The organism is Paenibacillus abyssi, from assembly GCF_014640295.1.
GTDB lineage: Bacteria > Bacillota > Bacilli > Paenibacillales > Paenibacillaceae > Paenibacillus_D > Paenibacillus_D abyssi.
Genome location: NZ_BMGR01000001.1, coordinates 437241 through 459875, shown reverse-complemented (window position 1 = coordinate 459875; position 22635 = coordinate 437241). Strand labels below are relative to the sequence as shown.

Below are 22635 nucleotides of genomic sequence, written 5' to 3'. Positions count from 1 at the left end.
CTGATGTGCTGGAACCCGCAAGCTAAATAATGAAACGTCACAAGGATGGAGGTGTGGTAAAATAAGGGTTAAGCTAACTGGCAGGATAATGCAAGAAGGCAGTGGAATAAAATTAGCGGTGACGTTGACCTTACTTTAGTTTTGGAAGGGGATGAAATGTTGGACGAAAAACAAATTCAAAAAAAATTGAATGAAATGTTGGAAGCTGATTTTCAAAAAAGAAGAGAATTAATAGAAAGAGGAACTCTTTTTCATGGTTATGATCCTGAAATGGAAGAAATACATGTTATCAACTCAAAAAAGCTAGACCAACTTATCACTGAATTTGGTTTTCCGACAAAAAGCAAAGTTGGTAAAGAGTCTGCAGCTGCCGCATGGACTATTATTATGCACTCAATTAGTAATCCACCTTTTATGAAGAAGATTTTAGCGTTACTAAAAAGTCCAGATTATATAGATGAAGTAGAATCTAAGGAAGTAGCCTATTTAGAAGATAGGATTCGTGTACTTGAAAGAAAACCCCAAATATATGGCACACAATTTGATTGGGACGAAAATAATTTATTGTCCCCATATCCTATCGAAAACTTGGAAAAAGTAAATGAATTAAGAGAGAACCTCGGGTTGCCTCCAATAGAAGAACAAACTGAAATCATGAGAGAACGAGCTGCAAAAGAAGGTGAACGTCCAAAGAACTACCTTGCAAGACTAAAAGAGAGTGAAGATTGGGCAAGAAAAGTGGGATGGATTACAGACTAATGATTTGAGCTTTTTTCCTTTTTTATCATTTGCTTTTCACTCCCATGTCTCAACGGGTCCAAGCCCTTTCATTCCTTCGTCACATCTAACTAAGGGGTGGAGGTCGGTTTTTCTAACGGAACGGGTCCGAGCCCTTTTGCGTAACGTCTCCCGATACTCCGTGCTTCTTGTCCATCCTGCGAATGCATGAGCTGGTGAGTAAAAGCAGCTTAAGCTGCTTTGCTGCGCCAAGTCGTATTCTTCGAGCAGTTGAGCTAAGTGCAGCTTGTAGGCGTGCAAAGCCTGCTTGGCGCCAACGCTGCGTTTAGCCAGCGCAATGAGCTGCTCGGCCCGATGCACCCCCGCATGGCGTTTCACATATTGCTTCCAGCCGGCAATGACTTGCTCCGTCGTTAACCGGCTAATTTCCTTCGGGAGAGGAAACAGCCTTAACGTGGCAATGGCACTGGTGCAGGTGAGGATTTTAAAGACGTTCCGCAGTTCTGGGAACACAATATCTACCCAGCGGTGAATTTGGTTCACGGCGGTGTTAAGCCGTTTGGCGACCGTGTCGCGGTTGGCCATGAGAATCCGCAGCTCCTCGTAAGCTTCCGGGTTGAATCGGACAGGAGAGTAGTAACCGTTTTTCACCATGTCTGCGATGACGAGTGCGTCTTTACGGTCACTTTTGGATGGGGTATTGTCGCGGTTTTCCTTGTTCTTTTTGACGAGATGGGATTTACGAGAACGGCAAGTAAAATTGAACACTATCATCCCTAAATATGGTCGTTCGATGCCTCATGCGGTAACTCGGACCGCGTAAATGAATGACTTCAGCCAGATGAATAATCCGATCTAAAACCGCTGTGTTATGGCGGGATCCCCCAGCAATTCACCCCATTCACTATTTCAATTTTCGCCTTCCGCTTGCTGAATGAAGTCCGGTAGAGCTTTAGCTGTTTCAACGAGTTGCAAGACGCGTAACTGTTCTTGTAGCCGTTCTAAGGTAACGCTCATGCGGACTCACCTTTCGCTGCCCTCCACCCCTGATATATTCGCTGAAGCACTTTGATACATCGAATGGAGGAAGATATTGATTGGAAATTTCCGTTAGGGGCCGACCTGCAGGGCGGCCCCTAACATTGCCTCTGCATACCTTTGGTAAATAAGTGTTCAATCTTATCTGTCGATTTCTGTCTAATCTAGTCTAGCATTCACAGCAGTCATTGTTTGTGTAGTGTAGAGGATTTATTTGGATAAAGAAGTTGGGAGAGATAATAAAAAAGCCGATATTTTGAATTAAATTGATATTAGACCAACTGGTAAGGTTATTTAACTGATAATTTGCAAAATTTGCTTAGAAATTTGCCTCCTGAAAAAGAAGCACTAAAATTATTCATCTTTAAAATTTTACGTCTTAAAATCAATCTCAGCTCATATTGTAAGTATGGGATAAGGGACAGGGCGAATATAAGAGTTTGAAAACGAGAACAAGCCACTGTCGAAAGAGTTTTTAGAAATTACGGCGCTTTCATAGAAGTCAAAATCGATTTCTCAAAACGGTTTCCTAATAGCAACCTTTGTTACAATTTTCGAGGAATGATGATATAACTTGGGGAAATAGCTAAGGTTTTTTTTATTTTAATTATTGGAAATCGGTTTCCTAAATCGATTTCCAACCGAAATGAAATGAATAAACAACGAAAGAAACGGTGACCAAGATGAAAATCACTATCGACATCGTGGCGAAGAAAGCAGGAGTATCGAAGACTACCGTATCCCGCATTCTGAACGGGAACTTTGCTCATACCAAGGATGAAACCAAAAACCGTGTGCTTCGCGTGATTAAAGAGTTGGATTATCGCCCGAATGCGCTTGCCAAAGGGTTGAAATCATCACATACGAACGTCATCGGTATCGTGTTGTCCAACCTTCAAAACCCTTTCTGGATAACTGTGCTTGATGGAGTTGAGGCTGCCTGCCAATCATTGGGTTATAACCTGATGATCAGCAACTCCGCGGAGCAGCCTGAAATGGAGGTGCAGTATATCCGGGAGTTTCAGACAAGGCAACTTGACGGAATTGTAATCAATCCGACAGTCCGAAATCTGGCGTTATATCACAAACTTGCAGATTCCAAATTCCCGATGGTTGTCATCAACCGACGGGTCCCCGAACTGAATGTTCATCATGTCATTATGAACAACATGAAAGGCGCCTCCTTGGCGACACAGCAGCTTCTCAGCAATGGGCGGAAAAAGGTTGCCGCCTTTGTTTACGGTAATGCTTTTGTAAGCACCTGGAAGGAGAGGGTGGACGGTTATCGATCCGTTATGCAGGCCAACGGTTACGGACCGGAGGACTGGCGGATTCTTGAGCTGGATCAACGCGGCGACGTTCAAGTGGAAATCTCCCGTTACTTAAGATGTCATCCGGAGACCGACGCGATTTTTTCAACCAATAATATGTTGACGCTGGAGGCGATTGAGGTGGTAAAAGAGCTTGGACTACGTATGCCCGAGGATATCGCGATCGTCAGCTATGATGAGATGATTTGGGCGAAGCATCTCGATCCGCCGCTAACTACGATCATGCAGCCGGGATATAAGATGGGTTATCTCGCAGCGCAAATGTTAATTAAAACGATTAAAGCCAAACGCAAGCCTCGAGTGGAGACGGTTGTGCTGGAGCCTGAACTCATCGTCAGGAAATCCTGCGGCGTTAAGTGAGCAATCGGATTTCCCCTTATTCTAATAAGGAGGTGAGTCTATCTGCTGTTCGTGACATACTAGCCTAGCTCGTATTATGAAAGCGTTTCAAAAAAAGTAAAAGGAGCGAATGATAATGTCAGCAGACGATAGGAAAGAGCTATTGGAGCTTTATAAGGATTTCCGGGTTACGGACGTCCGGGACGGAATGGACTGGATGGGAATGCATCATTACGGCACCGTCAGCAAGGACATTAAACCGCTGTGGCGGACCAAAATTGTCGGCATTGCACGGACCGCACGTTATTTACCTTTTGAAGGACCGGTTCCGAAGCTTACGCCGGAGGAATACACCGAGTGGTCCAGATGGTATTACAAGGAAGTCTGTTACGATCCATGGCATGCGGACATCGTGGACGGGGACATCATGGTGATGGATGTCAGCGGCTGCGACGTAGGCATCATGGGATCCAATAATACATTGACAGCCCTGCTTAACGGCTGCAGGGGATACATCACCAATGGCGGAGGCATCCGGGACACGGATGAAGTGGTTATGCAGAACATCCCGGTTTGGTCGAAATTCGTCTCACAAGGCATGGACCAAGGGCGCATCCGCTTTGATACGAAGGATATACCGGTTGCGATCGGCGGTGTTGCCGTCTATCCGGGCGACGTAATCGTTGCTGACGGCGACGGGGTAATCGTTGTCCCGAGAAAAATGGCGTATGACGTCGCCAAATATGCGAATCAGGAAATGAAAGGCGATAAAGTCGGCCGGAGAAAGCTTTATGAAAAGCTGGGATGGGCACCAGACGAAACGGTGCAGGTTTAAGCGGCAAGACGTCTGCAATTATTAATAGGAAAAGGAAGGGAGCTAATTCACGGGCAGAACGATTAGCTCCCTCATCTTCTCCGAAAGGAGATAAAGAGGATGAGTGACCGAACAATCGGTTTTTTGGGCTTGGGCGCCATGGGGCTACCGATGGCACGAAATCTCTTGGAAAAGGGGTTTGAGCTGCATATTGCAGCGCACCGCAACCGTGAGCCGGTAGAGGAATTGAAACAGGCCGGCGCCATTGAACACGAATCGCCTGCGGAGGTTGCGCAAAGCTGTGGAGTACTGATCAGTATTCTTCCCGCCGACAAAGAAATGGCGGAGGTCCTGCTGGATGAAAAGGTTTTGGACGGTCTAGGCCGTGAAAGCGTCCTGATTGAAATGACTTCCGGCTCCCCGGATATGATGAAAAGAATTGCGTCGGCTTACGAAGAACGGGGTATCCGTGTACTGGACGCGCCGGTCAGCGGAGGTACCGCAGGTGCTGAGAAAGGAACGCTCACCGTAATGGCTGGCGGTCAAGAGAAGGTGCTTGATACGGTTCGTCCGGTATTGGAAAGCATGGCGAAGAATATTTTCCTTGTCGGACCCGTCGGCTCAGGCAAAGCGATCAAAGCGATCAATCAAATGCTGGCGGCCATTCATATGGCTGCAGCGGGGGAAGCTCTGGCATTGGCGCGCAAGCTTGAAGTGCCCGTGGAAATACTGAAGGAAGTAATCGGAAAAAGCTCCGGCGCTTCATGGATGCTTATGAACAAGCTGGACGGTCTCGTTAAAGGAAATTTTACGCCTGGGTTCAAGCATCATTTGATGACAAAGGACGTGCAAATTGCGGTGGATGAGTCAGCGGAGCTTGAGCTCCCTTTGGCTGGACTCGCTTTAAAGCTCTACAGGGACACGGAATCGGAAGCCGGAGAACTAGATTTTTCCGCGGTAGCTGCAAAATTACTCACTTGAAGGGGGAAGTCCGGATGGGTTCTAATCTCGGTTTTCGTATCCTGCCCCTCGAACGCAGAGCGGAACAATCGCTGGTCGATAGGTTTGCCCGGATAGCATCGCCTTTGATAAGCGATAACATGAACCGTTTGCAGGGGTCCGCAGCAGGTTTGGTCCCGATTCATCGAAGCGGAAAGCTTACAGGTACTGCATTCACCGTCAAAACGCGCGCGGGCGATAATTTAATGGTTCATAAAGCGATTGATATTGCAGCACCCGGCGATGTCATTGTGGTCGATGCCGGTGGCGACACGACCCAGGCGATACTGGGTGAGATCATGCTCCGACTGGCCCGTAAAAAAGGAATCGCGGGGTATGTCGTAGACGGGGCGATCCGGGATTCACAGGCGTTTCGGGAAACAGATTATCCCTGCTTTGCAAGGGGCATCACGCATAGAGGGCCTTATAAGGATGGTCCCGGTGAGATTGGCGTGGCCGTCAATGTCGGCGGAATGATCGTACACCCAGGCGATATTATAGTGGGCGATGAAGACGGATTGGTCGCTATTCCACTTGACCATGCGAATGAAGTGATTGCTTTGGCCGAGGAGCAGCAGAGACGGGAGAAGGGCATCATGGATTCCATTGATGACGGCACCGTGGACAGAAGCTGGATTAACGCAGCACTACGGCAAAAAGGGTGTGTTCTACCATGAACGGGGCCTATCATTACAATAAACTGGAAAATTTCTGCGGCAGCTTGTTTACAAAAGCCGGCGTTCCTGAGCAAGAGGCGAAATTGGTGGCGGAATCGTTAGTGCAGGCTGATCTGCGTGGAGTGGATTCGCACGGCGTCATTCGTATGGACGTGTACCTAAAGCGGTTGGAGGCGGGCATGGTCACCGTCGGTGGCGGGATGAATGCTGTTTCTGACGGACCGGTGACTTTACTGGACGGCGCCAATCATTTCGGAGCGGTAATCGGAAGCCGTGCGCTTGAGATCGTCATGGAAGGAACGAAGCGGAACGGCGTATCCGTCGTTGGCGTCAAGGGCTCCAATCATTTCGGTACATGCTCCTACTATCTCTTGAAGGCAGTGCGTGAGGATATGATCCTGATCGTGCTTTCCAATGCTTCTCAGACCATGCCGCCTACCGGAGGCGTCAGGCCTTTTATCGGCACAAATCCCTTCTCCGTCGGGGTTCCGGCGGGGAAATATGAGCCGTTTATCCTGGATATGGCGACAAGCGTGGTCGCAAGGGGCAAAATAATCGCCGCAGCGCAGCGCGGTGAGACCATTCCCATCGGTTGGGCAATCGATAAGCATGGACATGCGACGACAGACGCTGATGCGGCCCTTGAAGGATCGGTTCTGCCGGTAGGAGGTGCCAAAGGATACGGTATTTCTTTATTTGTTGATATTATGAGCGGCGTCTTGACCGGTGCCGGCTTCGGGAAATATGTGAACAACATGTATGAGAATTGGGAGGAAGCGCAGAATGTCGGGCACTTCTTTATCGGGTTGGATATCGCAAGGTTCATGCCTGTCGATGCATTTAAGGAACGAATGGACAGATATTTTGACGAATTAAAGGCGGTGCCTAGGGCGCCGGGAGTGCTTGAAATTCTCATACCGGGCGAATTGGAGCACCGGTTGGCGCAGGAGCGCATGCTGCGGGGAATCGTTTTACCGGGCAAGGTGGAAGAAGAATTAACAAAATGGGCTCGGCGTTACGGTTTGGATTTATCGGAGGCGCTGATGAACCCGGCTTCAACAGCTTGAAGGGGGCTCTTGTATGCAAGTCAACCGTAGTTTCCGGTATGAACTGCCGACTACCATCGAATTCGGCAACGGTTCAATAAAGGATTTACCCGATCATGTGAAACGTTTGAATGGAACCAAGGTGCTGTTGGTCACGGACCCGGGACTGCAGAAGGCGGGCGTGGCGGATCGTTTGGCGGTTATTCTTCAAAACGGCGGCATTGCGTTCCATGTTTACAGCGATATACAACCCGAACCCGATATCGAGGGGGTCATGAGAGGGAGGGATGAGGCAACAAGCGAAGGCTGTGATTGTGTCGTAGGATTAGGGGGAGGAAGCGCGCTCGATACTGCAAAAGCTATCGGGTTAATGCTTGGCAACGAGGGTCATATCCGGGATTATGTGGGGATCGGAAAGGTGCCACATAAAGGGAGACCCGTCATTGCCGTACCCACTACGGCTGGTACGGGAAGTGAAATCACGGTTTGGTCGGTCCTCTCGGATAAGACGGCCAAAGTCAAGCTTAGTGTGGGAAGTCCATTTAATTTTCCCGATCTTGCAATTTGCGATCCGGAACTTACCCTCTCGCTCCCGCCGCATATTACCGCAGCAACTGGGATGGATGCGCTTACACACGCTCTGGAGTCCTATGTGAACAAAGCGACGCAGCCGATTTCCGAAGCGATGTCCATTCAATCAATGAGACTAATCATCCGCAGCTTACGGTTCGCCGTGGCGCAAGGCGACAATCTTGCAGCCCGGTACGATATGCTCCTGGCCAGTCTCATGGCGGCGATGGCATTCAATCCGACGCGGCTTGGTCTCTCCCATGCGCTGGCCATTCCGCTCGGGGCAAGATTTCATATCCCCCACGGTACGGTAAATGCGATTCTATTACCGGAAGTTATGGGGTATAACATACCCGGCAATGTTCCGAAGTTTGCGGAAATCGCCCAGCTTTTTGAGATGCCGATTGACGGGATGTCCCCTCGGGACGCGGCTGCACTGGCGGTGACCGCTGTGCGCCAGTTGAAGGAGGATGTAGGAATTCAACAGACATTATCGGACTTCGGTGTGAAGGAAGAACATCTCGACGCAGTGGCGGAGGAAGCAATGACGAGCGGAAACGTGCCGGTAAACCCGCGAAAGCCTACACTTGAGGATTTGAAGCAGCTTTGCCGTGACGCCATGTGACAAAGACGTTATGCAGTATAGAGGAGGCCCGCGCTTTGAAGACAAACGCGATGCGTAAGTGGATTGAGGTCAACGCCGGCAAGCGCTACGGCAATTTCATCGGGGGCGCTTGGCGGGATGCTTCGAATGGTCAATATTATGCCTTGTACGAATGCGCTTTACCGGACAACAAACTGGGCGAATTTCCGGATTCGGGTAAAGATGACACGGATGCCGCGGTACAGGCAGCGCATGAAGCGTTTAAGGGCTGGAGCCGAACGTCTGGCGCCGCCAGAGCTGAAATGCTTTTCAGGTTCGCGGATCTGCTGCTCGAAAACCGTGAACAGCTTGCTTATACGCTATCCGCAGAACAAGGCAAAGTGTTAAACGAATCGCTTGGAGAAGTGAAGCGGGCGGTCGACGAGGCGCGTTTTGCAGCCGGGGAAGCAGCAAGAATGAACGGCGAGACGTTACCCAGCGCGATGCCCGGGATTCGTTGCGAGACTCGCCGCTATCCGCTCGGCGTGATCGCTGCAATTGCACCGTGGAATTTTCCGGTGGTGACGCCGGTGCGGAAGATTGCGCCCGCGCTTGCTTACGGCTGTACCGTTGTGCTGAAGCCGGCATCGGCCACCCCCTGGTCTTCGGTTCGGATTATGGAGCTTCTGCAGCAAGCGGGGGTGCCAAACGGTGTGGTCAATCTGGTCATTGGCTCCGGCTCCGGCGTGGGCGACCCGCTGGTTGCTAATCCTTTAATATCGGGAATCAGCTTTACCGGATCGACTGGACTCGGCATCCGGATTAATGTCGCGGCTGCGGCTCGGCTGACCAGAACTCAACTGGAGCTTGGCGGCAAGAACGCGGCGTTAGTACTCGATTATGCCGATCTTGACAGCGCCGCATCGCAAATCGTAAGCGCAGCATTCACCTGTACCGGTCAACGATGCACCGCAATCAGCAGGGTAATCGTGCTGAAGGATCAAGCCAATGATTTAATTAGGCTCCTGATCGAGAAGATGCGCTCGATAAGGGTAGGTCCCGCTTGGGAGGAAGCCGCAAAGATGGGCCCGCTGATCAACAAAGGACAGTATGAAATAGTGAAATCATACATTGAAGCCGGCGTCAGGGAAGGAGCTGTGTTAGCTTTGGGCGGTGAGCGCATGCGGGCGGAAGAACCGGGTTATTATCTTGCGCCGACGCTGTTTACCGGAGTTACCCGAGAGATGCGTATTGCGAGGGAAGAGATCTTCGGTCCGGTGCTCACCGTTATGGAGGCAGGCAGCCCGGGGGAGGCTGCGGAGCTCGCGAACGCCACGGAGTATGGACTCGCCGCCTGCATATTTACGGACGGCTTACGTACGGCGGGCAGCATGACGGAAGCGCTTGATAGCGGTATGATCCACGTTAATCATGGCACTGCAAGCCAGCCGCATTTGCCTTTCGGAGGCGTCAAGAACTCCGGCTTCGGTCCGTTCTCTATCGGTCACAGCAATCAGGAATTTTTCACAGGGCTTAAAGTGGTTTATACGAAATCCGGAGGATGAGAGGAGGGATTACGGCATGAAAATCGCACTCGGAAGCGATCACTGCGGATATGAGATGAAGACAGGCTTAATGCCGGTGTTCGAGAAACTTGGATGTGAAGTTACCGATTATGGATGCGACTCGATCGAGCCGGTTGATTTTCCGGATATTGCAAGACGGGTATGCGATGCAGTCAGATCCGGGAAGCACGAGCGAGGAATCATGTTTTGCGGAACCGGTGTCGGTGCCGCAATTGCGGCCAACAAGATTCCGGGAATCCGGGCCGCCGTCTGTCACGATGTCTACTCCTCGCATCAAAGCGTCGAGCATGATGACGTCAATGTGATGTGCATCGGCGCCCAAATCGTAGGCCCTTGGCTGACCGAGGATTTGATCCGGGCTTTTCTCGTTTCGACATTCAGCACGGAGGAGCATTTTCGCAGACGGGTCGGCAAGCTGCTAGAGCTGGAGAAGCAATCTGCCCGTGAATTGATGGGAGGTTAAGCGCAAGACGAAATCCAAAAATAAGGGGTGCTTGGAAAGTGAAAAATATTCGCGGACTTTTGTTTGGGTTCATGGCTTTATTGATGATCATCACAACGGCCTGCAGTGGCAGCAACAATGCCCCTCCGGCAAATAACGCAAATGCTGCGGATACGTCCAATACGGTAAGCGAGCAACCTGCCAAAGAGGATGTTCCTGCACCGGCTGCAGAGGGGGATGCGGAAATTCGCTTTACATGGTGGGGAGATACTAAACGTCACGAAATCTATAACGCGATTGCAGATTTGTTCGAGAAGGAAAACCCGAATATCAAAATTGTCCGCGAATTCGGCAGTTGGAACGACTACTGGGACAAACTAGCTACGCAGACTGCGGGCGGAAATGCTCCAGACGTAGTGGGCATGCATGCAACCCAAGTCGCAAACTATGCACAGCGTGGAGCTCTGCTTGATTTGACGCAGTATGTCGAGTCCGGCGTCATCAATCTGGATGATTTCCCTGATGCGGTCAAAGAGGTCGGCAAGCTGAATGATCAAACCGTGATGGTCGCGCAAGGCGTAACAATGACGGGCATTTTTTACAACAAGGGTGTGCTTGAGAAGCTCGGTGTAGAACCGCCGGATTTCAATTGGACGTACGACGAATTCGCTGCGAAAGCCAAGGAAGTGAAGGATAAGTTTAACGCCAAGGATTCATGGGGCTCAAACGATCTGAGTTCGGATTTGACGAGCGTCATGGTATACGCAAGACAAAAGGGGAAAAACCTGTTCAATGACGATGGCTCCTTGGGCGTGACAAAAGAAGATATGGTCTGGTGGTTCTCGTTCTGGGATAAGCTTCGCAAGGACGGCATCACGCCGGATGCCGAAACACGCGCGCAATATGCCACCGTTCCGTTGGAACAAAGCTTGTTTGTTCTCGGTAAAGTGGGATTCACTGCCGTCCCCTACAACCAAATTCCTAATTATCAGAATTTTATTAAGGAAGGCGAGGTTCATGCGCTTCGAAGACCGACGGATCCGGAAGGTCAGAACGGCGAATTTATCGAAGGCGCTTACCTGAGTATTTCAAAATCCTCCAAGCATCCGGAAGCAGCGGCAAAATTCATTAATTTCTTCGTGAACAATGAAGAAGCGGTTAAAATCTTTAAAATCGAGCAAGGCGCACTTGGCTCCACGAAAGCCAATGAAATTGTGTTGCCCACATTGGACCCGGCGCAGCAGCGCGCGGTAACGGCGATACAGGATACCCTGGAGATTGCCGGCAAGCTTCCTCTGCCTCCTGCGGGTCAGGGTCAAGTCGCTCAAGCGTTGACTGACGTTGGAGAATCAATGGCTTTCGGTCAACTCACACCGGAACAAGCCGCTGAAGAGTTCGTTACGAACGCGGCAGCGATCTTGAACAAGAAATAAAAGTTAATTGCCTAGCAGGCAATTGTGAGGAAACCCTTGTGCGGTTTCCTCACAATTGCAAAAAGGAGTGAAGCTATGGACGCGCTGCGAGCGTTTGTGAGAAACAACTGGGTGGGCTACCTCTTTTTAAGTCCCTGGCTAATCGGTTTTATCTGCTTAAGCGCCTTTCCGATGGGCTTTTCCTTCTACTTGTCCTTCACCCAGTATGATATGATGAACGCGCCCAATTGGATCGGACTGAGTAATTATGCGGAAATGTTCACGGCAGACCGCAAGTTTATGGCCAGCATGAAGGTAACGGCTAACTATGTGTTGATCGGCGTGCCGCTGCAGCTTTCCTTCGCCCTGTTTATCGCCCTCATGTTAAAACGTGGTATTAGAGGATTGCAATTTTACCGGGCGATTTATTATGTGCCGTCATTATTTGGAGGAAGCGTCGCGATCGCATTACTCTGGCGTCAGCTGTTCGGGGGAGACGGACTGGTGAACAGCTTACTGCTCAAGGTAGGCATCGAGGGCATGAATTGGCTCGCGAATCCCGGAACCGCACTGTATACGCTGATCATCCTTGCCATATGGCAATTCGGAGCTTCGATGGTCATTTTCCTGGCCGGATTGAAACAAATTCCCAATGATCTATATGAGTCCTCCAAAATAGACGGTGCCGGCCGGTACAGGCAATTCTCGAGCATTACGCTCCCGTTGTTGACGCCGATCATCTTTTTCAATCTGGTTATGCAGGTGATTTCCGCCTTCCAGGCATTTACCTCCTCCTATATCGTCAGCGGTGGTTCAGGCGGTCCGCTTAATTCCACGTTGTTCTATACGCTGTATTTATATCAGCAGGGATTTACCAACTTTCTAATGGGTTACGCCTCCGCTATGGCTTGGGTGTTATTGTTAATTATTGCCTTCATCACAGCGTTAATTTTCCTTTCCTCGGGTAAATGGGTGTTCTATCAAGAATAGAGGTGATCACCGTGGTTATAAGAGGTCCTTCCAAATTGCTCTATCACATTCCGATCCTTGCCGGATGTTTGATTATGCTTTATCCATTAATCTGGATGTTTTTCAGCTCCTTCAAGGATAATACTGAAATCTTCACCAGTTCTTCGCTCTTTCCTTCCAAAATTACCTTTGATAATTATTTACAGGGTTGGAAGGGTGTATCCGGCGTCACGTTCGGGACTTTTTTTACGAATACCTTTTACGTGACTGGCATGTCGATTGTCGGTACACTGATTTCATGTTCAATGGCCGCATATGCGTTTTCGAGGTTGGACTTTGCTTTAAAAAAGGTGTTTTTTGCAATCATGCTGACAACTTTAATGTTACCTTTTCACGTTACGGTAATCCCGCAGTACATCATGTTCAACAAGCTGGGGTGGATTAATACGTATTTACCGCTCTATCTTCCCAAGTTCTTTGCGGTTGAAGGCTTCTTTATCTTTCTGATCGTACAGTTCATCCGTTCGCTGCCTCGTGAATTGGATCAAGCGGCTGCCATCGACGGCTGCGGACCGATCAGGATGTACTGGTATCTTATCCTTCCGCTCACGCTTCCCGCTTTGATAACGACGACCATTTTCACCTTTATCTGGACCTGGAACGATTTTTTCAGCCAGCTGCTGTATCTCAGCGACATCCGGCTCTTTACGGTGGCACTGGGGCTTCGCATGTTTACGGATTCAACGGGGGAAAGCTCTTGGGGCGCCCTGTTTGCGATGTCATTGCTTTCTTTGATTCCGGTATTTCTGATGTTTATCTTCTTCCAGCGTTATCTGATCGAAGGCATTGCGGCAGGCGGGGTAAAAGGATAGAAAAGGTGATGGCATTGAAAATAAGCGTACTCGACGGATATACATTAAATAGCGGCGATTTAAGCTGGTCGGCTCTTGAGGCATTAGGGGAATTAACAGTGTACGACCGTACCCCGAGAGAGCTTATAGAGGAACGTGCCTCAGCTTCGGAAATTGTACTGACCAATAAAACGCCTTTGGATGATGCAGCTTTGCGCAGACTGCCCAAACTACGCTATATCGGGGTCCTGGCCACAGGATTTGATGTGGTGGACGTAAAATCGGCTGCCGGGAGAGGCATCGTAGTTACGAACATTCCGGCGTACGGAACCGATTCGGTGGCCCAGTTTGTGTTTGCGCTTTTGATGGAGTTGTGTCATGCCGTGGGGCGGCATAATGACTCGGTTAAATGCGGGGCGTGGTCGGCGAATGAGGATTGGAGTTACCGCCTTACGCCGTTGGTGGAATTGTCCGGGAAGACCATGGGGATTGTGGGATTCGGACGAATCGGCATGCGGACGGCCGCCATTGCGCAAGCGTTCGGCATGGATGTGATAGCGAACGCAAGAAACATGACGGGTGAACCGAGTCTGCCGGGCGTGAGGTGGGCGGAGTTGAACGAGCTGCTGCAAAGCGCCGATGTGCTGAGCTTGCATTGTCCGGCAACGCCTGCCACGCTTGATTTCATCAACAGAGAGCGTCTTTCGCGGATGAAAACCTCCGCATTTCTGATCAACACTTCTAGAGGGAAATTGGTCAATGAGAGCGATTTGGCCGCGGCGCTGGACGCTGGTACCATTGCCGGAGCAGCGGTTGACGTTCTTTCAATCGAGCCGCCGGGCGCCGACCATCCTTTGCTTCAGGCGCGCAATTGCATCATTACACCTCATAACGCGTGGGGGACGAAGGAAGCACGCAGCAGACTGCTCGACACGGCTGTCGATAACGTACGAGCATTTCTGGAAGGGAAGTCGCAAAATATTGTGAAAGGTTAGGCGTAGGTTGAAAGGGACTGCCGATTGGCAGTCTTTTTTAATTGAGGCAAAGACAGTCTAGTTCCAATATGTGTTAAAATTAAGCGTGATTACCGTAACGAGGTGGAAGGCGAAATAAGAGGTTGGTGATGGCAGTGTTACTTCTGGATGGTGTATCAGGATTCTTTGGAGAAGGATCGCCAGAGGTCAATTCGTTGCATTTCAAAAAACTCTGTTACATGTTGGCAAACTATTCTAAAGGGAAGCTTTTGTCCTTTGAAGAACCACATGTATCACAAAATTTTTATAAAGCAGAGCTTGGTTTGGAGGACGGAAGCACTTTTATCTTGTTAAACTGTTCCTATCCCTTCGTAGCGTTTGCTTCAACAGTTCAATACTTCGATATTGAATATGTCGAAGACTCACTTTCTAGTGTTGTAGATGCTTTCAGCAATGGATTTAGGGTACTATCTGCTGATGCACTTAATCAACAATTAATACTCGATGAAAGAACTCATACCTTGCTAAATGAAAACAGCCTAAATAAAGAGGAATTAAACCAAATCTTTTATTGGAAGCCTAAAACAGTCGGAGATGTTATCTTTAATTTTTGGGACTAGGGGGAAATTAAAGCATTACGGGCAGGCTAATACAGTAATAATGGCAACCTTTGTACTTACTAATTCGTCTTTAACTGGTAAAGATAACGATAAGGTGAGTGGGTACAATTCAAAGAAGATGGTTCCTCATAGTGATAATAATTTTGGTGCTTGGAATGACGGGCTGTGGAAACGATGTTCTTAACGGAAAAGAGATCGTTAGCATTGAACTTGAATGTGCGGACTTATGCAAAACAATGAAGACACCACCATTTAGAGGGAATGCTTATATCTTTGACAATGTTGATGACCTACGGATATTCCAGCGAGCGATCAGTAAAGCGGTAAAAATGGAAGGTAAACTAGATTATGGTGTAATGTTCTTCATACACCTTGTGTACGAAGATGGAACCCAAAAGAAATTCGTGTTAAACGTTGCTGACGAAGATGGACGTACCGCCTTGCTCGTTGATACAGCCAATAGCGGGCAAGGCTACGAAATACCAAAAGATCAGACAACTGAGCTAAGAAAGATTATTTATAAAGACTAAATGAAGGCACGATTTTGTTCAACTCCTAACGGGCAGAGTACTTACGAAATGACCAGATATTAGATAATGCCATAAGGAGGTCCGCGATATGTATGTATGGATATCAGCCATAATATTCGTTGCTTTAATTGGAGTTGTCATTCTTTTTCAATTTGCACTAGCCGCAGGAGTGCCTTGGGGAAGTTATGCAATGGGCGGGAAATTTCCCGGCAAATTTCCACCAGCTATGCGTGTGGCTGCTTTATTTCAGGTCCTCATTCTGACCTTACTAGCGGCAATAGTGCTAATTAAAGCAGGATTCATATTTCCCAACTGGTATTCGTTTGCAAAACTGGCCATCTGGTTTGTTGTTCTTTTTTCGGGGATTTCAACTGTACTAAACTTAATCACACGGAGCAAATGGGAGAGAAGGATTTGGGCGCCTGTATGTTTGTTGATGCTTATTAGTAGCATAACTGTAGCTATCGGATAAGTGATGACACTCCTTTATCTAATAAGCTAGGGACGAGGACGCCATTAAACTGATTGGTGGCTTTATTCCGCTCCCTCGAAATGATTTGGTTTTCTCACTCAGACTTATGAATTCGCAGGATTTCACCTTTATCAACGGGTCCAAATGAGCTTACCATCGATAATCTATAAGTTAGATGCTGATTTAGGTAACAAGATTGATACAGTTCAAGTCTACTCGTCAGCGGCGGCCAATCGTTTGACGGAACGTGTCGGGTTCCGTATGATAAGAAGAAGGCGAGACATGTAAATCCCGTAGACATGCGGGATTTTTTTTGCAAAAAAATACAGGTGACAAAATGATATTCACTCGTTATAATAGTCAAATATCCATGTAAACAACTCGGTTTAGTTAGATAAAGATACATAATGGTTAAACGCTCTAGTATTCGGGTAATATATGAATTGGATATTTAGAGAGTTCGGTGGGGGGTTATCCAACTGATTGAGCTTAACAATGTCAGCAAATCATACCGTGTCGGGACCGCTTATGTCGAAGCGATACGGAACATCAACCTTACGGTTGATAGAGGAGAAATATTCGGTATCATCGGGCATTCAGGCGCCGGCAAGAGCACGCTGCTCCGTTGCGTTAATTTGCTTGAACGGCCTACCGACGGTACGGTTAAGGTAGGTGGCGTGGAGCTGACTGCATTATCCTCTGGCCAGCTGCAGGGACAGCGCCGGCGGATCGGGATGATTTTTCAGCACTTCAATCTGCTCTCCATGGCAACGGTGAAGGACAATGTCGCTTTTCCGCTTCGGCTGACCAAGCTGTCCAAAGACGAGATCAATAACCGCGTCAGCGAACTGCTCCAGCTAGTCGGCCTAACTGAGCATGCAAATAAATATCCGGCGCAGCTGTCGGGCGGACAGAAGCAGCGGGTCGGCATTGCCAGAGCGCTTGCCAACAATCCAGATGTCCTGCTCTGCGATGAAGCGACTTCGGCGCTAGATCCGCAGACGACGAATGCCATTCTGGCGCTGCTGCTGGACATTAACCGGAAGCTAGGGATCACGATTCTGCTCATTACCCATGAGATGCACGTCATCCGTTCCATCTGCGACCGGGTGGCGGTCATCGATCAGGGCGGAATCGTCGAGATGGGCAAGGTGCTGGATGTCTTCCTGAAGCCGCAGCATCGCGTGACCCAGGATTTCGTGGAGCAGGTCGCCGATTCCTTCGATGCCCGCGAGCTGATCGGTCAGCGCGAAGGAAGGCTGTACAGAGTCCATTATGTGGGCGACACGACCTACGAGCCCATTCTGTACAACGCAGTCAAGACAACGCGTGTGCAATTCGCCATTCTGCAGGGGACGGTTTCCCGCATGAAGCAAACGCCGTATGGCCAATTGATCGTTGAATTAATCGGTGACGGGCCGGAGATCGAGCGGGTCATTGGCGATCTGCGCAAGGAAGGCCTGGATGTGGAGGAATTGAGATGACCTTCGAAAATGTCCGTTGGAACGAAATTTGGGAAGCTACTAAGGATACGCTGGCAATGATGGCCTGGTCTCTGTTATTTACGGTCATTCTGGGTTTGATTCTGGGCGTCATCCTGTTTCTGACTTCACGCCGTCAGCTGCTTGAGCAGCCGGTTGTTTACATGATACTATCCTTTGTCGTGAATGTGCTGCGGTCTGTCCCGTTCGTCATTCTAATGATTACGATTATGCCGCTAACCAAAATCATCACGGGCACGACGCTTGGCGTGGAAGGATCGATTCCGCCGCTGGTCGTCGCCGCGACGCCGTTCTTCGCCCGGCTCGTCGAAACCTCCCTGCGCGAGGTGGACCGGGGCGTTATCGAAGCTGCCCAGGCGATGGGCGCGTCCAAATGGGACATTGTCAGACGAGTTCTCCTGCTGGAAGCGCGTCCCGGCCTATTGGCGGCCGTGACGATTACGGCAGTCACGCTCGTCTCCTATACGGCCATGTCCGGGGTCATCGGCGGCGGTGGACTCGGCGACCTGGCTCTCCGCTACGGTTATCAACGCTTCCAGACCGATGTCATGCTGGTGACGGTCGTGCTGCTTATCGTTTTGGTTCAACTCCTGCAATCGGCCGGCGATCTTCTTGTTCGCCGATACAGCCGGAAGTAAGGATGAAGGACATAGAGATTATATTACTTAATGGAGGGATTACATTGAAGAAAATAAGCTTGTTATTATTAACACTCATCCTGACGCTGGTCGTTTCAGCTTGCGGACAAGGCTCGGGGACGACCAATAATCCAAACAATTCGAACGCGGGCAGCGGCAATAACGCGCCGGCGAACGAAACGGCGGGCAACGGAGGACAGCAGGAAATCACGCTGAAGGTCGGCGCGACGCCGGTTCCCCACGCGGAAATTCTGAATTTCGTGAAGCCGATGCTGGCGGAACAGGGCATTACATTGGATGTTGTTGAATTCAACGATTACGTACAGCCGAACACGCAGCTTTACGAGAAGCAGCTGGACGCGAACTTCTTCCAGCACATTCCTTATATGGAGCAGTTCAATAAGGATAAGGGCTATGACCTGGTCAACGCAGCCGGCATCCACATCGAGCCTCTCGGAGCGTATTCCAAGAAAATCAATTCGATTGAGGAACTGAAGGAGGGCGCACGGGTCGCGATCCCGAATGATCCGTCCAATGGCGGACGCGCGCTCGCCCTGCTCGCAGCCAACAACCTGATCACACTGAAGGAAGGCGTTGGCGTCGAGGGCATTGTTGCGGACATTACGGAAAACCCGAAAAACCTGAAGATTACAGAAGTGGAGGCGGCGACGCTTCCGCGGGTACTGGATGAAGTGGACCTGGCTTTGATCAATACGAATTACGCGATTGAAGCCGGGCTTGTACCGACCGCAGACGCCCTGTTTATCGAAGGCAGCGACTCCCCTTATGTCAATATCTTGACCGCCCGTCCGGATAACGTGGATAGCGAAGGCATCCAAGCGCTTGCGAATGCGCTGCAGTCTCCGGAAGTCAAGCAGTTCATCGAAGACAACTATAAAGGCGCAATCGTTCCAGCTTTCTGATCAGCCGGCCGGAATCAAGCCTACCCAAGTGAAGCCGTTCGACGCATCTTGTCGGACGGCTTTTTTTTCATATTCCTATCTAGTCCTCTTCCGGCACAATCACTTGAATGTGACGTGGTATAATGCTGAGCTCGACGGGCAAAGGAGGACCTTCTTCGCCATCAACATTGGTGCCAACCGATTCTGTTGAGCTTACACTGACATTTTTGGCCGTAAAATAAATAACATCTTTATGATCCTGCAGATGTCCAGATAGTAACGATATCCCGACAGTAATGGTATTGATTACGCTGAGATCTTTTATAATAAAGCAGTGAATCAGACCATCGTCGACATCAGCATCAGGCGCGAGTTGTTGAAATCCGCCCACCGAGTTTGTTAATGCCGCCAGAAAGAGTGGAGATTCTCCTTCCCATACCTTATCATCATAGCGAATGATCAAGGGATGGGCAGACCTGCTTGTAAGTTCTTTAATGCCTTCTTTCAAATAGGCTAAAGCGCCAAGCTTGGATTTATCCTCTGATGTTACAGCAGATAGCGTTTCCGCTAATGAACCGACCGCAACAACGTTGGCGAACAGCTGGTTGTTCATTCGGCCGATATCAACTCTTTTTACTCTGGGAGAAGTTAGCGTCTGGATCGCCTTCTCGGGATCCAACGGAATTTGTAATGCCCGCGCAAAATCATTGACGGTCCCAAGAGGGACTATACCGAGTGTCGGACGGTGCGTCTGATCGATGAGTCCGTTGATTGTCTCATGAAGTGTGCCATCTCCGCCAATGGAAACAGCCAGGTCGTAACAATCCTTGCAAGCACTAATGCAAAAACGGGTTGCATCCAGTTCCTTTGCCGTCTCATTGACTGTAACTTCGTATCCCTTATTGCGCAGAATTGCTTCTATGTCTATGACATGCTTGACTGCTTCTTCTTTGCCGGAAGAAGGGTTGACGATAATCATGGCTTGCTTCATACACATATTCCTCTCTACATGGAATGATCAGGTCTGGAATCGCCGCGAGATGTCTCATCCGGCAATGGCTTGACCGTACTTACTATTACCCACAAAAATCGCTGACAGATAGAAAATAAGCTCATTTCTTAAAATTTTCCGTATTGTAAACAGGTAGTCAGAAGCTGCATGAAAGGTTGAAGGAATGGCAAATAACGAAGAGACTGATCTTCTTGTATATGAAAATATCCCAAAGTCCCGACGAGCTGCTCTCACGCTCCAAAAAAAGACTCCTTGGTAAAAGGTTAAGGGATACCGGCATCCGGCCAAAGAGCCGATCCCAAAACAAAAAACCAAGGAGAATTCTACTTGAATACTATGCAAAATAAAGCCAATAACTCAAACCACTTCCACAACTCATTGCCGGGGTAGGCATTACAAATTAGCACATAATCACCGGTATAAGATGCCTATTTCCGCTTACGGTAACACATTGCCAGCCGCGCGGTAGATCTCGTACCAGTCTTCGCGTGTCAGCTGAATGTCGGCCGCCCTGCAACAGTCCTTTAGACGCTCGATGTTCATGGTGCCCGTAACCGGCTGCATGCGGGCCGGATGGCGAAGGATCCAGGCCATTGCGATAGTCGTATTGCTAACGCCGTATTTAGCTGCTACCTCATCAATCTTAGCGTTTAACTCGGGGAACTTGTCGCTGCCGAGGAACACGCCCTCGAAGAAGCCGTACTGGAATGGAGACCAAGGCTGGATCGTAATGTCGTTCAGCCGGCAGAAGTCGAGAATGCTGCCGTCACGGTTCACGGCCGCCTCATTCTCCATGTTGACATTGAAGCCTTGGGTGATCATCGTGGCGTTCGTGATGCTGAGCTGAAGCTGATTCGCCACAATGGGCTGCTTGACGTATTTCTGCAGCAGCTGAATTTGCAACGGGTTCTGATTGGAGACGCCGAAATGGCGTACCTTGCCGGAGTTTTCCAGTTTATCGAACGCTTCCGCGACTTCCTCCGGTTCCACGAGCGTATCCGGACGATGCAGGAGCAGAATGTCCAGGTAGTCGGTTTTCAAACGCTTCAGAATACCGTCGACCGAAGACAGAATGTGCTCCTTGGAGAAGTCGAACATGCCATTGCGGATTCCGCATTTAGACTGCAGAATCATCTTCTCACGGATGTCGTCGTTCATATGTATGGCATCAGCGAAAATTTCCTCGCAAGCGCCGCTGCCATAGATATCGGCATGATCAAAGAAATTCGCGCCTTCCTCCAGCGAGGTCTGGACGAACCGCTCTGCTTCCGCCTTTTCCAGCGAGTTGATGCGCATGCAACCGACTGCTACAACCGGCACCTCCAAATTGCTGGTTCCAATCTTCAATGTTCTCATGTAAAATCAGGCCTCCTTGCTTGTGATGGTCATGCGTGGGACAGGGCTGACATCCCAATTGATTGAATCAAATAATCCGCTGAATTTCAAGGGGATAACCAGGGAAAACGAATGAAAACGCGACTAGACCCGGTGGGTGGGGCGGAGAGGAGCGTGGCCGCAGCCGCCCTGGCGGAACGAATTCATGTTTACAGGGTGCGTGACATGCCGTCGAGACGGGTCATACGGAGCGTGTAATGCTCCGTGTCCGCAATAGTACTAGATGCGGCAGCAAGCTTATCTGCATCGTCGTACGTCGATACGATACGCCCGTTGTACGCGTCAAGCGCACCCGAGGCCAGCTGCAGGGCCGATTCCGGCGCCCAGCTTGGCGGTACGTCGACATGTTCCTCGAATAGCTGCTCGATTTTGTCCAGGTATTTTTTTCCCGTCGGCGTTTCCCGCTGATATCGCGTCATATCGGTGTCGTTAAGGCCCGGATCAAGCGCAAAGGACCGAAGGCCGGTGCCTGCAAGCTCGGACGCAAGATTTTCCGTGAAGCGGGCGATGGCGGTCTTGGACGTACCGTAGGCGTTGCCATAATTGAACTCGCCGAGCGTGCCGCCGCCGACGAGGTTGATGATTCGGCCTTCGCCCCGCTTCAGCATATGCGGGATCGCCGCATGAACACAATTGAACGTACCCATCAGGTTGGTTGTCACGTCGCCGACCCAATCCGACGGTTCGACCTCCCAGGTCGGACCAATGGCGAAGAATACGCCGGCGTTGTTAATCCAGACGTCGATGCGTCCAAACTCCTCGACCACCCGAGCGGCGGTCCGCTTGGCGTCGTCAAGGTTTCTGACGTCGAGAGGAATCGCGATGCTCGATGGTGAGACGCCCTTAAGCTCCTGTTCCAACTCTCGGAGCTTACCTTCGTCGCGGCCGGTTCCGACCACCGTATAGCCCTCCCGGGCAAAAAGCAGTGCCATGTTTTTGCCAATACCCCGCGTTGCTCCGGTAATGACGGCAACCCGGCCGTTAAGTTCGTGCGGCATTGTTCAGTTCCCCTTTCCGAAAAATGGTATGCACTACTAGAATAACATAACGTGCAGCCGTAATCTGAGCAAGCGTTTACTGGAAATAGGTTGACAGAGCTGCCTGAGCGATTCCGGGAGCTTACAGAGACGCGTGATCCTATCAAGAAACTGAAATATGTAAATGCGGCACGGGATTCGTTATGGGAAACGTTCGG

Annotated in this window: 22 protein-coding genes and 2 pseudogenes; 19 read left to right on the top strand and 5 right to left on the bottom strand. The window is 49.8% G+C overall.

Annotated features, from left to right (window positions below; translation table 11 throughout):
- Window positions 1–156: 156 nt before the first annotated feature.
- Window positions 157–759, top strand: a complete 603-nt coding sequence (locus IEW11_RS02515; RefSeq protein WP_229724918.1) for a DUF6624 domain-containing protein — start codon at window positions 157–159, stop codon at window positions 757–759.
- A 225-nt stretch (window positions 760–984) separates the two neighbouring features.
- Here the strand turns inward: IEW11_RS02515 and IEW11_RS02510 are convergent.
- A pseudogene (locus IEW11_RS02510) lies at window positions 985–1473 on the bottom strand (IS110 family transposase); the annotation flags it as partial.
- A 4-nt stretch (window positions 1474–1477) separates the two neighbouring features.
- Window positions 1478–1644: pseudogene (locus IEW11_RS25425) on the bottom strand (ATP-binding protein); the annotation flags it as partial.
- An 815-nt stretch (window positions 1645–2459) separates the two neighbouring features.
- Here IEW11_RS25425 and IEW11_RS02505 point away from each other — a divergent pair.
- The 18 genes from IEW11_RS02505 (at window position 2460) to IEW11_RS02420 (ending at window position 19054) form a co-directional block, all read left to right on the top strand.
- Window positions 2460–3467 (top strand): LacI family DNA-binding transcriptional regulator, encoded by a 1008-nt coding sequence (locus IEW11_RS02505; RefSeq protein WP_188528679.1) that lies wholly within the window; start codon window positions 2460–2462, stop codon window positions 3465–3467.
- 115 nt (window positions 3468–3582) lie between these two features.
- Window positions 3583–4281, top strand: a complete 699-nt coding sequence (locus IEW11_RS02500) for an RraA family protein (protein WP_188528677.1) — start codon at window positions 3583–3585, stop codon at window positions 4279–4281.
- Window positions 4282–4380: 99 nt separating this feature from the next.
- The gene (locus IEW11_RS02495; protein WP_188528675.1) at window positions 4381–5241 is read left to right on the top strand and encodes an NAD(P)-dependent oxidoreductase; all 861 of its coding nucleotides are present in this window, start codon (window positions 4381–4383) and stop codon (window positions 5239–5241) included.
- 14 nt (window positions 5242–5255) lie between these two features.
- Entirely contained in the window at window positions 5256–5936 is a 681-nt protein-coding gene (locus IEW11_RS02490; RefSeq protein WP_188528673.1) for an RraA family protein, read from the top strand.
- The gene (locus IEW11_RS02485; protein ID WP_188528671.1) at window positions 5933–7003 is read left to right on the top strand and encodes an Ldh family oxidoreductase; all 1071 of its coding nucleotides are present in this window, start codon (window positions 5933–5935) and stop codon (window positions 7001–7003) included. The genes IEW11_RS02490 and IEW11_RS02485 overlap by 4 nt, the downstream gene beginning before the upstream one ends.
- A 13-nt stretch (window positions 7004–7016) precedes the next feature.
- Window positions 7017–8177, top strand: a complete 1161-nt coding sequence (locus tag IEW11_RS02480; RefSeq protein ID WP_188528669.1) for an iron-containing alcohol dehydrogenase — start codon at window positions 7017–7019, stop codon at window positions 8175–8177.
- 35 nt (window positions 8178–8212) lie between these two features.
- The gene (locus tag IEW11_RS02475; protein WP_229724917.1) at window positions 8213–9700 is read left to right on the top strand and encodes an aldehyde dehydrogenase family protein; all 1488 of its coding nucleotides are present in this window, start codon (window positions 8213–8215) and stop codon (window positions 9698–9700) included.
- Between the two features lie 16 nt (window positions 9701–9716).
- Complete coding sequence (locus IEW11_RS02470) at window positions 9717–10184, top strand: RpiB/LacA/LacB family sugar-phosphate isomerase (protein ID WP_188528667.1); 468 nt, start codon at window positions 9717–9719, stop codon at window positions 10182–10184.
- Between the two features lie 38 nt (window positions 10185–10222).
- Window positions 10223–11596, top strand: coding sequence for an ABC transporter substrate-binding protein (locus IEW11_RS02465; RefSeq protein ID WP_188528665.1), 1374 nt, complete (start codon window positions 10223–10225; stop codon window positions 11594–11596).
- Window positions 11597–11671: 75 nt separating this feature from the next.
- Complete coding sequence (locus tag IEW11_RS02460; RefSeq protein WP_188528663.1) at window positions 11672–12565, top strand: carbohydrate ABC transporter permease; 894 nt, start codon at window positions 11672–11674, stop codon at window positions 12563–12565.
- A complete protein-coding gene (locus IEW11_RS02455) occupies window positions 12544–13416 on the top strand; it encodes a carbohydrate ABC transporter permease (protein WP_188528661.1) in 873 nt (290 codons plus the stop codon). Before IEW11_RS02460 ends, IEW11_RS02455 begins: the two co-directional genes overlap by 22 nt.
- A 14-nt stretch (window positions 13417–13430) precedes the next feature.
- Window positions 13431–14390 (top strand): D-2-hydroxyacid dehydrogenase, encoded by a 960-nt coding sequence (locus IEW11_RS02450; protein ID WP_188528794.1) that lies wholly within the window; start codon window positions 13431–13433, stop codon window positions 14388–14390.
- 128 nt (window positions 14391–14518) lie between these two features.
- Window positions 14519–14989: a hypothetical protein gene (locus IEW11_RS02445; RefSeq protein ID WP_188528659.1), complete on the top strand. Its 471-nt coding sequence runs from the start codon at window positions 14519–14521 to the stop codon at window positions 14987–14989.
- 131 nt (window positions 14990–15120) lie between these two features.
- Window positions 15121–15519 (top strand): YhfM domain-containing protein, encoded by a 399-nt coding sequence (locus tag IEW11_RS02440; protein WP_188528657.1) that lies wholly within the window; start codon window positions 15121–15123, stop codon window positions 15517–15519.
- Window positions 15520–15607: 88 nt separating this feature from the next.
- Window positions 15608–15991 (top strand): hypothetical protein, encoded by a 384-nt coding sequence (locus tag IEW11_RS02435; RefSeq protein WP_188528655.1) that lies wholly within the window; start codon window positions 15608–15610, stop codon window positions 15989–15991.
- Window positions 15992–16470: 479 nt separating this feature from the next.
- Entirely contained in the window at window positions 16471–17475 is a 1005-nt protein-coding gene (locus IEW11_RS02430) for a methionine ABC transporter ATP-binding protein (RefSeq protein ID WP_188528790.1), read from the top strand.
- Entirely contained in the window at window positions 17466–18131 is a 666-nt protein-coding gene (locus IEW11_RS02425; protein ID WP_188528792.1) for a methionine ABC transporter permease, read from the top strand. Before IEW11_RS02430 ends, IEW11_RS02425 begins: the two co-directional genes overlap by 10 nt.
- 44 nt (window positions 18132–18175) lie before the next feature.
- Window positions 18176–19054, top strand: coding sequence for a MetQ/NlpA family ABC transporter substrate-binding protein (locus tag IEW11_RS02420; protein ID WP_188528653.1), 879 nt, complete (start codon window positions 18176–18178; stop codon window positions 19052–19054).
- Window positions 19055–19133: 79 nt separating this feature from the next.
- Here the strand turns inward: IEW11_RS02420 and IEW11_RS02415 are convergent, their stop codons facing one another.
- From IEW11_RS02415 to IEW11_RS02405, 3 genes are all read right to left on the bottom strand, one after another.
- Window positions 19134–20024, bottom strand: a complete 891-nt coding sequence (locus tag IEW11_RS02415; RefSeq protein WP_188528651.1) for a diacylglycerol/lipid kinase family protein — start codon at window positions 20022–20024, stop codon at window positions 19134–19136.
- Window positions 20025–20483: 459 nt separating this feature from the next.
- Window positions 20484–21401, bottom strand: a complete 918-nt coding sequence (locus IEW11_RS02410; protein ID WP_188528649.1) for an aldo/keto reductase — start codon at window positions 21399–21401, stop codon at window positions 20484–20486.
- Window positions 21402–21589: 188 nt separating this feature from the next.
- Window positions 21590–22438, bottom strand: coding sequence for an SDR family NAD(P)-dependent oxidoreductase (locus tag IEW11_RS02405; protein WP_188528647.1), 849 nt, complete (start codon window positions 22436–22438; stop codon window positions 21590–21592).
- Window positions 22439–22635 lie beyond the last annotated feature (197 nt).

What these genes read in the sequence shown, in the direction of transcription:
- IEW11_RS02495 (WP_188528675.1), top strand. Translation starts at nt 4,381, where the DNA reads ATGAGTGACCGAACAATCGGTTTTTTGGGCTTGGGCGCCATGGGGCTA.
- IEW11_RS02515 (WP_229724918.1), top strand. Translation starts at nt 157, where the DNA reads ATGTTGGACGAAAAACAAATTCAAAAAAAATTGAATGAAATGTTGGAA.
- IEW11_RS02485 (WP_188528671.1), top strand. Translation starts at nt 5,933, where the DNA reads ATGAACGGGGCCTATCATTACAATAAACTGGAAAATTTCTGCGGCAGC.
- IEW11_RS02410 (WP_188528649.1), bottom strand. Translation starts at nt 21,401, where the DNA reads ATGAGAACATTGAAGATTGGAACCAGCAATTTGGAGGTGCCGGTTGTA.
- IEW11_RS02445 (WP_188528659.1), top strand. Translation starts at nt 14,519, where the DNA reads ATGGCAGTGTTACTTCTGGATGGTGTATCAGGATTCTTTGGAGAAGGA.
- IEW11_RS02415 (WP_188528651.1), bottom strand. Translation starts at nt 20,024, where the DNA reads ATGAAGCAAGCCATGATTATCGTCAACCCTTCTTCCGGCAAAGAAGAA.
- IEW11_RS02460 (WP_188528663.1), top strand. Translation starts at nt 11,672, where the DNA reads ATGGACGCGCTGCGAGCGTTTGTGAGAAACAACTGGGTGGGCTACCTC.
- IEW11_RS02490 (WP_188528673.1), top strand. Translation starts at nt 5,256, where the DNA reads ATGGGTTCTAATCTCGGTTTTCGTATCCTGCCCCTCGAACGCAGAGCG.
- IEW11_RS02405 (WP_188528647.1), bottom strand. Translation starts at nt 22,438, where the DNA reads ATGCCGCACGAACTTAACGGCCGGGTTGCCGTCATTACCGGAGCAACG.
- IEW11_RS02435 (WP_188528655.1), top strand. Translation starts at nt 15,608, where the DNA reads ATGTATGTATGGATATCAGCCATAATATTCGTTGCTTTAATTGGAGTT.
- IEW11_RS02505 (WP_188528679.1), top strand. Translation starts at nt 2,460, where the DNA reads ATGAAAATCACTATCGACATCGTGGCGAAGAAAGCAGGAGTATCGAAG.
- IEW11_RS02455 (WP_188528661.1), top strand. Translation starts at nt 12,544, where the DNA reads ATGGGTGTTCTATCAAGAATAGAGGTGATCACCGTGGTTATAAGAGGT.
- IEW11_RS02470 (WP_188528667.1), top strand. Translation starts at nt 9,717, where the DNA reads ATGAAAATCGCACTCGGAAGCGATCACTGCGGATATGAGATGAAGACA.
- IEW11_RS02480 (WP_188528669.1), top strand. Translation starts at nt 7,017, where the DNA reads ATGCAAGTCAACCGTAGTTTCCGGTATGAACTGCCGACTACCATCGAA.
- IEW11_RS02500 (WP_188528677.1), top strand. Translation starts at nt 3,583, where the DNA reads ATGTCAGCAGACGATAGGAAAGAGCTATTGGAGCTTTATAAGGATTTC.